Origin of the sequence: Burkholderia sp. Bp8984, from assembly GCF_003853755.1 — a bacterium.
In the GTDB taxonomy this organism is placed as follows: domain Bacteria; phylum Pseudomonadota; class Gammaproteobacteria; order Burkholderiales; family Burkholderiaceae; genus Burkholderia.
The window spans coordinates 1-9,871 of the sequence record NZ_QTQN01000070.1 but is presented as its reverse complement, the minus strand read 5'-3'; the positions used below and the strand labels follow the sequence as shown (position 1 = coordinate 9,871).

7 protein-coding genes are annotated in these 9,871 nt (G+C 68.8%); all 7 read left to right on the top strand.

Translation table 11 applies throughout. From position 1 onward, the window contains the following. Positions 1-166 precede the first annotated feature (166 nt). The 7 genes from DID98_RS35175 to ansP all read left to right on the top strand — a co-directional run bounded on the left by DID98_RS35175 (position 167) and on the right by ansP (position 9,660). Positions 167-643, top strand: a complete 477-nt coding sequence (locus tag DID98_RS35175; protein ID WP_124489841.1) for a chemotaxis protein CheW — start codon at positions 167-169, stop codon at positions 641-643. An 8-nt stretch (positions 644-651) separates the two neighbouring features. Continuing rightward, positions 652-2,124: a protein-glutamate O-methyltransferase CheR gene (locus tag DID98_RS35170; RefSeq protein WP_124524425.1), complete on the top strand. Its 1,473-nt coding sequence runs from the start codon at positions 652-654 to the stop codon at positions 2,122-2,124. Next, positions 2,121-2,858: a chemotaxis protein CheW gene (locus DID98_RS35165; protein WP_124489842.1), complete on the top strand. Its 738-nt coding sequence runs from the start codon at positions 2,121-2,123 to the stop codon at positions 2,856-2,858. The genes DID98_RS35170 and DID98_RS35165 overlap by 4 nt, the downstream gene beginning before the upstream one ends. Next, positions 2,855-5,233, top strand: a complete 2,379-nt coding sequence (locus tag DID98_RS35160; RefSeq protein ID WP_124524424.1) for a hybrid sensor histidine kinase/response regulator — start codon at positions 2,855-2,857, stop codon at positions 5,231-5,233. The genes DID98_RS35165 and DID98_RS35160 overlap by 4 nt, the downstream gene beginning before the upstream one ends. Beyond that, entirely contained in the window at positions 5,230-6,237 is a 1,008-nt protein-coding gene (locus DID98_RS35155; RefSeq protein WP_124524423.1) for a chemotaxis response regulator protein-glutamate methylesterase, read from the top strand. Before DID98_RS35160 ends, DID98_RS35155 begins: the two co-directional genes overlap by 4 nt. Before the next feature lie 45 nt (positions 6,238-6,282). After that, positions 6,283-7,413, top strand: a complete 1,131-nt coding sequence (locus DID98_RS35150; RefSeq protein ID WP_124524422.1) for a diguanylate cyclase — start codon at positions 6,283-6,285, stop codon at positions 7,411-7,413. A 756-nt stretch (positions 7,414-8,169) separates the two neighbouring features. Beyond that, the gene (ansP, locus tag DID98_RS35140) at positions 8,170-9,660 is read left to right on the top strand and encodes an L-asparagine permease (protein ID WP_124530291.1); all 1,491 of its coding nucleotides are present in this window, start codon (positions 8,170-8,172) and stop codon (positions 9,658-9,660) included. Positions 9,661-9,871: the final 211 nt, after the last annotated feature.

The window sequence follows — 9,871 nt, the reverse complement described above, 5'->3', positions numbered from 1 at the left end:
CAGGCGCTGTCGCAGCTGTCGGAAGCCGCGCAGCAGACGGCCGAATCGCTGCGCCAGTCGTCGCAGGCGATCGACGATCTGACGCTCGTCGCGAACCACCTGCGCACCGGCGTGTCGCGCTTCAAGATCGACGGCTGACGCACGCGGCCTTCGTGCGGACGACACGATGCTCTTCCTACTTTTTGAACTCGACGGCGAACGCTATGCGCTCGATGCGACGCGGATCGTCGAGGTGCTGGCGCTCGCGCCCGTGAAGTCGATGCTGGGTACGCCGCCATGGCTCACCGGCGTGATCGATCACCGGGGCAAGCTGGTGCCGGTGATTGACGTGCCGCGGCTCGCGCTCGGGCGCGCGGCGCACGCGCTGCGATCGACGCGGCTCGTCGTCGTGCGCTATGCGCAGCAACACGAGGCGGACGGCGCCGATCGATGGCTCGGGCTGATCGTCGAGCACGCGACGCAGGTGCGCGAGTTCGCGCCCGCGCAATTCGCCGACAGCGGGATCGCGACGCCGCACGCGCGTTGGCTCGGGCCGGTCGCCGCCGACGCGACGGGATTCGTGCAGCGGATCGACGTAGAGCAGATGCTCGATGACGACGCGCGCGCATTGCTGTTTCCGCCCGCGCAGGCGCTTGCCGGATGATGGCCATGATGAACGCCAACGACCCTCGATTCGAAGCGTGGCTCGCGCGTGAAACCGGGATGGATGCGGCGACGCTCGGCAATCGTGCGCTCGCGCGCGCGGTTGCCGAACGCGCACGCGTCACGCAGGCCGATGCACCGGACGCGCCCGACACACCGCGGCCCGCCGGCGGCATGCCGGACGACGTCGCCGAGGCCGCCGGTGGCGCCGCGATCGATGCGTACTGGCAGCGGCTGAATGCGTCCGCGGACGAACGGCAGGCGCTGATCGAAACGCTGGTCGTGCCGGAAACGTGGTTCTTCCGCGACCGCGAGGCATTCGTCGCGCTTGCGCGGATCGCCGACGTGCGGCTCGTGCGCGAGCCGGCGCGCACGCTGCGCGTGCTGAGCGTGCCGTGCTCGACCGGCGAGGAGCCGTATTCAATCTCGATGGCACTGCTTGACGCCGGCATCGGCCCGTCACGCTTCGCGATCGACGCGATCGACATCAGCGCACGCGCGATCGAGCGGGCGCGGGCCGGCGTCTACGGACGCAACGCATTTCGTGGCCACCCGCTCGAATTCCGCGACCGCCACTTCAGCGAAACGATCGGCGGCTGGCAGCTCGACCTGCGGGTGCGCGAACCGGTACGCTTCGTGCAGGCGAACCTGTTCGACCTGCCGCTCGACGCGGACACGCGCTACGACTTCATCTTCTGCCGCAACGTGCTGATCTATTTCGACCGACACGCTCAGGACCAGTCGATCCGGCTGCTCGAGCGGCAACTCGCGGACGGCGGCACGATCTTCGTCGGCCCGGCCGAGACGGGGCTGATGATGCGGCATGCGCTGGCGCCCGCGCGCATTCCGCTCGCGTTCGCGTTCCATCGCGCGGCGCAGGCTGATGCTCCGGCCACGGGCGCGAACGATGGCGAGCGGCCGCCCACTGTGTCTGTGGCATCTGCGAAGCCGGTGGCGCCGCAGACGTTGCCGCCCCGGCACCCGGTGGCGGCACCCTCCATGGCAAACCATTTCGCAACGGCAACCCTGCACCGCCCGCCGGCCGTGCCACAGCGGCCGCCGGCGACACGCATCGCGCAGGCGGCGCCCGATGCCGCGGATGCCGCGCCGAGCGCACCCGCCGCCCCGGCGCCCATGCTCGCCGACGCCCGCCGGCTCGCCGACACGGGCCGCCTCGACGACGCCGAGCGTGCCGCGCACGCATTCACGCTCGCGCACGGCCCCGACGCAGACGCGTTCTACCTGCTTGGCCTGATCGCCGATGCGCGCGGCCTCGATGCGGACGCGCAGGATTTTTATCGCAAGACGCTGTATCTCGACCCGGCTCACTATGAGGCCCTGACCCATCTCGCCGCGCTGCGCGACGCGGCAGGTGACGCGGCAGGTGCCCGGCAACTGATGCTGCGTGCGCAGCGGGCAAGCGCGCGGCACGTCAGCCGTGCCGACGGCGGACCGGACCAGCGAACCGGGCGGAACCCATGACCCACGCCGCTCGTGACGATCGCGCTCCGGCCAGGGCCGTCGACGATTGCTGGAATCTCATCGGCACGCGAGGTGACGGCTCGTGTCCGCGGCTTGCCGTGCACACCCGCTGCCTGAACTGCCCGGTGTTCGAACACGCGGCCGGGAAGCTGCTCGACCGGCCGCTCACCGACGCGGACCTCGCCGAAACGGCGCGCGCCGCACGCAGCACCTCGCAGCCAGCCCCTGCAGACGCACGACTCACTGCATCCGCCGCATCTGCCGACGATGCGCAAGCGCAGCAGTCCGCGCTCGCGTTCCGCGTCGGCGACGAATGGCTCGGCCTGCCCGCCGCCGCGCTGCGGCAGGTCGATGGGCCGCGCCCGATCCATTCGCTGCCGCACCGGCGCGACGGCGCCGTGCTCGGGCTCGTCAACGTGCGCGGCACGCTGACGATCGCAGCATCCCTCGGTGTACTGCTGAATCTCGAACGCAACGCGACCGGACCGCACGAGTCGCGCAACGCGTATGCGCGGATGCTGGTCGTCGAGCATCGCGGCGACGCGGTTGCGCTGCCCGTCGACGAGGTCGAGGGCGTGCTGCGCTTCGCGGCGCATGCGCTGCTGCCGGTGCCGACGACGCTCACCCACGCGGCCGCGATGCACACGCGCGGCCTGCTCGCGTGGCGCGATACAACGATCGGCGTGCTGGACACCGATCGCGTGTTCGACTCGCTTGCGAGGAGCCTGCGATGAGCACGGACGACGACCTGATGCGCCTGTCGCTGCTCGACCTATTCCGCGACGAAGCACACACGCAGACGCAGGCGCTCGCGAGTGGACTGCTAACGCTCGAACATTCGCCCGGCGACGCGCCCGCGCTGGAAGCGTGCATGCGCGCCGCGCATTCGCTGAAGGGCGCCGCGCGCATCGTCGACCTGCAGGACGGCGTCGACGTCGCGCACGCGATGGAGGAATGCTTCGTTGCCGCGCAGCGTGGCGAGCTGACGCTGACGACCGCGCACATCGACGCACTGCTGCATGGCGTGGACCTGCTGCTGCGCGTCGGCAACGCCGATCCGGCGGCGGCGATCTCGCGCGCGGACCTCGACGCGCTGGCCGCACTGGGTCCGACCGATGCGTCGGACGAGCGCGCCGAACGCGCGGTGTCGCTCACACCGCTTACACTGCCCGTACCGCCCGCGCCGGAACCAGGCGCCGCAGCGCCGCACATCGGCTCCGCGCCCGACGATGCCGCCCTTGTCTCGATATCGCCGTGCACCGGCGACGGCCCGCCGCGCCACCCGCCGGCCGATCCGTCGCCGGGCTTGCATGCCGTCGCGCCCGACGCCCCGCCTTTGCACACCCAACCGCCCCCCCGGCACGATCCGCAGCGGATGCTGCGCGTACGCGCCGAGCAACTCGATCAGCTGTTGAGCCTGTCCAGCGAATCGCTCGTCGAATCGCACTGGCTGAAGCCGTTCACGGGCTCGATCCTGCGCATCAAGCGGATGCAGCGCGACGTCGCGCGCTCGCTGGACGTGCTCGTCGAAACGCTCGCGGAGCGGCTCGACCCGGCCGCGCTCGCGTCGCTGAACGATGTGCGCCAGGGGCTCGGCAACCTGCAGCTGCAGCTCGGCGCGCGCCTGGACGAGCTCGACCGCTTCGACCGCCGCAGCACGCATCTCGCGCAGCAGCTTTACGACGAAGCGTTGCGCTGCCGGATGCGACCGTTCGGCGACGCAACGCACGCGTATCCGCGCATCGTCCGCGATCTCGCACGTTCGCTCGGCAAGCGCGTGCGATTCGCGATCGTCGGCGAAACGACGCAGGTCGACCGCGACATCCTCGACATGCTCGACGCGCCGCTCGGCCACCTGCTGCGCAACGCGCTCGACCACGGCGTCGAGACGCCCGACGAGCGCATCGCACGCGGCAAGCCGGCCGAAGCGAGCGTGACGCTCGAAGCGCGCCACAGCGCGGGCCAGTTGCTGATCTCCGTCAGCGACGACGGCGCCGGCATCGATCTCGACGCGCTGCGCGCAGGCGTCGTGCGGCGCCGGCTCGCCGACGCGGACACGGCCGCGCGGCTGTCCGACCTCGAGCTGCTCGACTTCCTGCTGCTCCCCGGCTTCTCGATGCGCGACCGCGTCACCGATGTGTCGGGCCGCGGCGTCGGCCTCGACGCGGTGCACGACATGGTCAAGGCCGTGCGCGGCACCGTGCGGATCTTCACCGAGCCGGGCCGCGGCGCGCGCTTCGTGCTGCAACTGCCGCTCACGCTGTCGATCGTGCGCAGCCTGCTCGTCGAGGTCGGCGGCGAAGCGTACGCGATCCCGCTTGCCCACGTGCGCCGCACGCTCGAACTCGCGCGCGCCGACATCGACACGCTCGAAGGCCAGCAGCATTTCCGCTTCGACGGCCGCCCGGTCGGGCTCGTCACCGCGCACCAGCTGCTCGGCGCACCGCTGCCGGAACAGGCGGGCGACAGCGTCGCGACCGTCGTGATCGGCGACGAATGGGAGTCGTACGGGATCGCCGTCGACCGGTTCCGCGGCGAATGCATGCTGGTGATCCAGCCGCTCGATCGCCGGCTCGGCAAGGTCAAGGACATCGCGGCGGCCGCGCTGATGGAGAATGGCGAACCGGTGCTGATCATCGACGTCGAGGACTTGCTGCGTTCGGTCGACAAGCTCGTGCGCGGCGGCCAGCTCGACAAGGTGCAGCGCGCGCAGCACACGGCCGTCGCACGGCGCCGGCACGTGCTGGTGGTCGATGATTCGCTGACGGTACGCGAACTGGAGCGCAAGTTGCTCGAAAAGCGCGGCTATGCCGTCACCGTCGCGGTCGACGGGATGGACGGCTGGAACGCGCTGCGCGGCGCCGATTTCGATCTCGTCGTGACCGACATCGACATGCCGCGCATGGACGGCATCGAACTCGTCACGCTGATCAAGCGCGATGCCGCGCTGAAATCGCTGCCGGTGATGATCGTGTCGTACAAGGACCGCGAGGAGGACCGCCGCCGCGGACTCGACGCGGGCGCCGACTACTACCTGGCGAAGAGCAGCTTCCACGACGAAACCCTGCTCGACGCCGTACGCGACCTGATAGGAGAAGCCCGTCCGTGAACATCGGCATCGTCAACGACCTTCCGCTCGCCGTCGAGGCGCTGCGCCGCGCGGTCGCGCGGCGGCCCGAGCACCGCGTGCTGTGGGTCGCGACCGACGGCGCGCAGGCCGTCGAGTTCTGCGCCGCGCAACCGCCCAACGTCGTGCTGATGGACCTGATCATGCCGAAGTTCGACGGTGTCGAGGCGACGCGACGGATCATGTCGTCGGGCAAGCCGTGCGCGATCCTGATCGTGACGAGCAGCATCGGCGCGAATGCGTGGCGCGTGTACGAGGCGATGGGCGCGGGCGCGCTCGACGCAGTCGATACGCCGCGGCTCGGCGCAGGCGCGAACGGCGACACCGCGCAGCTGTTGCTCGCGAAGATCGACCAGATCGGCCGGCTGCTCGACAATCCGGCGGGCGCCGCCCGCCCCGCCGGCACGACGGCGCGCGGCGACGGCGGGCAGCTCGTCGCGATCGGCGCGTCGGCCGGCGGCCCGACCGCGCTTGCGTCGATCCTCGGCGCGCTGCCCACCGATTTCGGCGCGCCGATCGTGATCGTGCAGCATGTCGACCAGGCGTTCGCGGACGGCATGGCGCAATGGCTCGACGGCCAGACGCCGCTCAACGTGCGCATCGCGCGCGAAGGCGACCGGCCGCAGCCGTCGTTCGTGCTGCTCGCCGCGACCAACGACCACCTGCGGATCACGCGCGCCGGCACGCTCGAATACACGCGCGAGCCGGCCGAGACGCCGTACCGGCCGTCGGTCGACGTGTTCTTCAGCAGCGTGACCGAGCACTGGCCCGGCGAGGTGATCGGCGTGCTGCTCACCGGGATGGGGCGCGACGGCGCGATCGGGCTGAAGGCGATGCGGATGAAGGGCTACCATACGATCGCGCAGGACCAGGCGACGAGCGCCGTCTACGGAATGCCGAAAGCCGCCGCGACGCTCGGCGCCGCGCGCGCAATCCTGCCGCTCGAGCGCATTGCGGGCGAACTGGCGGCGCTCGTCGGGAACTGAATGAAATGGACTTGCGTGACAGCAATGGCAACAACGGGTGTCGACATGACTAGGGACTCCACGCGACGCCCGGGCCACGATAACGGCACGTCCGCCGCGGACGGCGCGGACGGCGCGGGCGCGGCGCTCGAAGCCGCGCGCGCGACCCTGCAGGTGCCGCCGGCGACCGACGTGCCGGTGATGGTGCTGCTGGTCGACGACCAGACGATCGTCGCCCAGGCCGTGCGGCGCGCGCTTGCCGACGAGGACCGCATCGACTTCCACTACTGCCCGCGCTCGGACGACGCGCTCGCCGCCGCAGTCGAAACGCGGCCGACCGTGATCCTGCAGGACCTCGTGATGCCTGGCACCGACGGATTGAGCCTCGTGAAGGCGTACCGCACGAATCCGGTGATCCGCGACGTGCCGATCATCGTGCTGTCGACCAAAGAGGAACCGGTAATCAAGAGCGCCGCGTTTGCGGCCGGCGCGAACGACTACCTCGTGAAGCTGCCGGACCGCATCGAGCTCGTCGCACGGATCCGCTACCACTCGCGCTCGTACGTCAACCTGCTGCAGCGCGACGAAGCCTACCGCGCACTGCGGCAATCGCAGCAGCAATTGCTCGAAGCGAACCTCGAACTGCGCCGCCTCACGCATTCCGACGGGCTCACCGGGCTGTCGAACCGGCGCTATCTCGACGAATACCTGAACGCCGAATGGCGGCGCGGCGCGCGCGAGCGCAGCGAGCTGTCGCTGCTGATGATCGACGTCGACAACTTCAAGCTTTACAACGACACGTACGGCCACGTGTCGGGCGACGACGTGCTCAAGCGGGTCGCCTCGACCGTCGAAAGCTGCCTCGGCCGCCCGGGCGATCTCGCCGCACGCTTCGGCGGCGAGGAATTCGCGGTGGTGCTGCCGGGCACGTCGCCGGGCGGCGTGCGCCTGCTCGCCGAGAAGATTCGCCTTGCGATCGAAGCGCTGCGGCTCGAGCACGTGCATTCGTCGACCGGCCGCTACGTGACGATCAGCATCGGCGGCGCGAGCGTCGTGCCGGCGGCCGGCACGCCGATGACGTCGCTGATCGAAGCCGCCGACCGCGCGCTGTACCGCGCGAAGCACGACGGCAAGAATCGCGTCGCGATCGATGCGGGGCCGGCAACGCCGAGCGACGGCGGCGGGAAACCGGCCTGATGCGTACGCGGCAGCGTCTTGCTACGGCTATGTCAAGTTGACAAGCGCAGGCTACGTGCCTTCATCAAGAGTAGTTATCCTTATCAGATTACTTCGTTGGCTGCGGAAGAGACAGTCCAACCATGCCATGTGGCGAGGCGTTCTTTGAGTATGGCGCGACGACATACCGCGTTCATCTGATGTCTCGGCAACGCGAAGTGCTGCCGGATCGGACCGACGCAAGAGAGAAATGCCAGAGTGCGTCGCGCATCGCGAAATCCGCACAGCGCGCGCGTCCATCACACGATAGTCGGTCGCGATCTCTTTGCCCACTGATGCTTGAGGCAATGCCGGCCGGACGTCATCGCGCGCGGTGCCGCGCAGCCGATCTCGATTAGGCACGGCAGCCGCGGCGAGCCGAAGTGACCCTGAACCAGCATGAATCCCGGTCGGAAGTGGAAACAGAAAAACCGAAACGACAGTCGCACATGCGCGATATGCGGCATCGCACGCGACGAGCCCGCTGACGCACTTTGCGGCGCTACGGCCGAGGCCCATATGCAGGAATTCGAACAGGCCTAGTCCAAATTCGCATTCTGTTTGTGATGGGAATTACGGCTGAATAAGTTCGCGACATACCGCGCTTTTCGCCAAGATCGGCGAATCGCAATCAGGATGGGTGCGCTTGAATCCGCACCCTGATCCTCCGGTACCGGTGGTCCCGATCGTCTCGCGATCGGGATGAATCCAATTACATCCGTGCACGAGGATACCGTCATGGCATCGATTCCCGAACCGTCGACAACCGGCGAAACCGACAAACGCAGCTGGCTTGAATCGCACGAAGCCGGCTACCACAAGACCCTCGGCAATCGACAGGTGCAGATGATCGCGATCGGCGGGGCGATCGGCACCGGTCTGTTCCTCGGCGCGGGCGGCCGTCTGCAGGCCGCCGGACCGTCGCTCGCGATCGTCTATCTGGTGTGCGGCGCGTTCTCGTTCCTGATCCTGCGCGCGCTCGGCGAACTCGTGATGCATCGCCCCAGCAGCGGCAGCTTCGTGTCGTACGCGCGCGAATTCCTCGGCGAGAAGGCGTCGTTCGTCGCGGGCTGGATGTACTTCCTGAACTGGGCGATGACCGGCATCGTCGACATCACCGCCGTCGCGCTCTACATGCATTACTGGGCGCCGTTCGCGGCCGTGCCGCAGTGGATCTTCGCGCTCGTCGCGCTCTGCATCGTCGCGACGATGAACCTGATCGGCGTGAAGTGGTTCGCCGAGATGGAGTTCTGGTTCGCGCTGATCAAGGTCGCCGCGATCGTGCTGTTTCTCATCATCGGCTCGGTGATCCTCGGCACGGGCGTGCAGGTCGCCGGCCGTGACACCGGCATGCATCTGATCACCGACAACGGCGGCTTCTTTCCGCACGGACTGATGCCGGCGCTGGTGCTGGTGCAGGGCGTGGTGTTCGCGTTCGCGGGCGTCGAACTGGTGGGCACCGCCGCCGGCGAATGCAAGGACGCGCGCAAGGTGCTGCCGCGCGCGATCAACAACGTGATCTGGCGCATCGCGATCTTCTACGTCGCGTCGGTGGTGCTGCTGGTCTGCCTGCTGCCGTGGAGCGCATACAAGGCGGGCCAGAGTCCGTTCGTCACGTTCTTCGGCGCGCTCGGCGTGCCGGGCATCGGCTCGGTGATGAACCTGGTGGTGCTGACGGCGGCGCTGTCGAGCCTCAACTCGGGCCTGTATTCGACCGGGCGCGTGCTGCGTTCGCTGTCGATGGGCGGCTCGGCCCCGGCGTTCCTCGGCCGAATGAGCGCGCAATCCGTGCCGTACGCGGGCATTCTGGTGACGGTCGCGATCTACGTGGTCGGCGTGCTGCTCAACTATCTCGTGCCGTCGAGCGTGTTCGAGATCGTGCTGAACATCGCGTCGCTCGGCATCATCAGCACGTGGGGCTTCATCGTCGTGTGCCAGATGAAGTTCCGCGCGGCGGTCAGGCGCGGCGAAGTGGAGGACGTGCCGTTCAGGATGCCGGGCGCGCCCGTGACGTCGTGGCTCACGCTGCTGTTCCTGCTCGGCGTGCTGGTGCTGATGGCGTTCGACTACCCGAACGGGACGTGGACGATCGCGTCGATCCCGCTGGTCGCACTGCTGCTCGTGGCCGGCTGGAAGTGGTTGAGCAGTCGCGCGCGCCGTGGGTTGCTCAAGCCGACGATTCCGTCGGTCACGCTGACACGGCAAGTGCTCGAGAAGGGCGACAACTGAGCCGACGCGCAATCGGGGGACGGCCTGCGGCCCGATGCAGGCCGTCTCGCAGAAAAAGAGAAAATTCAATGGCACCGTTTGACGAAATGCTTGCAGGCGATCAGGTTCGCCCGCCCTATTCGCGAGTCAAGGCATGGCTCGACACGCAGAACCCTGCAAGCCTCGCCCAGAAAGCCCACGACGCGGAAGGCGTGTTCCGCAGGACGGGCAT

Excerpts from the sequence above, each read along its gene's own strand:
- DID98_RS35175 (WP_124489841.1), top strand. The coding sequence starts at position 167 with ATGCTCTTCCTACTTTTTGAACTCGACGGCGAACGCTATGCGCTCGAT.
- DID98_RS35170 (WP_124524425.1), top strand. The coding sequence starts at position 652 with ATGAACGCCAACGACCCTCGATTCGAAGCGTGGCTCGCGCGTGAAACC.
- DID98_RS35165 (WP_124489842.1), top strand. The coding sequence starts at position 2,121 with ATGACCCACGCCGCTCGTGACGATCGCGCTCCGGCCAGGGCCGTCGAC.
- DID98_RS35160 (WP_124524424.1), top strand. The coding sequence starts at position 2,855 with ATGAGCACGGACGACGACCTGATGCGCCTGTCGCTGCTCGACCTATTC.
- DID98_RS35150 (WP_124524422.1), top strand. The coding sequence starts at position 6,283 with ATGACTAGGGACTCCACGCGACGCCCGGGCCACGATAACGGCACGTCC.
- ansP (WP_124530291.1), top strand. The coding sequence starts at position 8,170 with ATGGCATCGATTCCCGAACCGTCGACAACCGGCGAAACCGACAAACGC.